At 38.6% G+C, this 277-nt stretch carries 1 protein-coding gene; it reads right to left on the bottom strand.

The annotated features are described in order from the left end of the window. Positions 1-277: sulfatase-like hydrolase/transferase (locus tag PSI06_RS21245; RefSeq protein WP_273605079.1), on the bottom strand; the 277-nt coding region annotated here is incomplete at both ends.

The raw sequence follows: 277 nt of genomic DNA, 5'->3' as shown, positions 1-277 counted from the left end.
TGTTGGAATAAGTCCTCATCACTCGCGCCCCAAGATGAGATAAACTGAGGGTTTTCAATGTGGTTGATGTCAACAATATCGTTAAATCCGTTTCCTAGGAAAAAGCTTTTCATATTGTCAAAATGACCTTCACCGCCGTAGATAAATTGGGTAATATAACCTTGTTGACTCAATACATCAGCTAATGAAAAAAAGTTATGCTGGGATTTAGATAGTTTAACTACCGAGCGAGATGGAGATGGCATAAAGCCAGTGGTAATTGCTTCAATACCTCTCA

This window comes from Pseudoalteromonas sp. GABNS16E (genome assembly GCF_028598715.1).
Lineage (GTDB): Bacteria > Pseudomonadota > Gammaproteobacteria > Enterobacterales > Alteromonadaceae > Pseudoalteromonas > Pseudoalteromonas atlantica.
The sequence above is the reverse complement of the archived record's forward strand: the minus strand, read 5'-3'. Positions and strand labels throughout refer to the sequence as shown.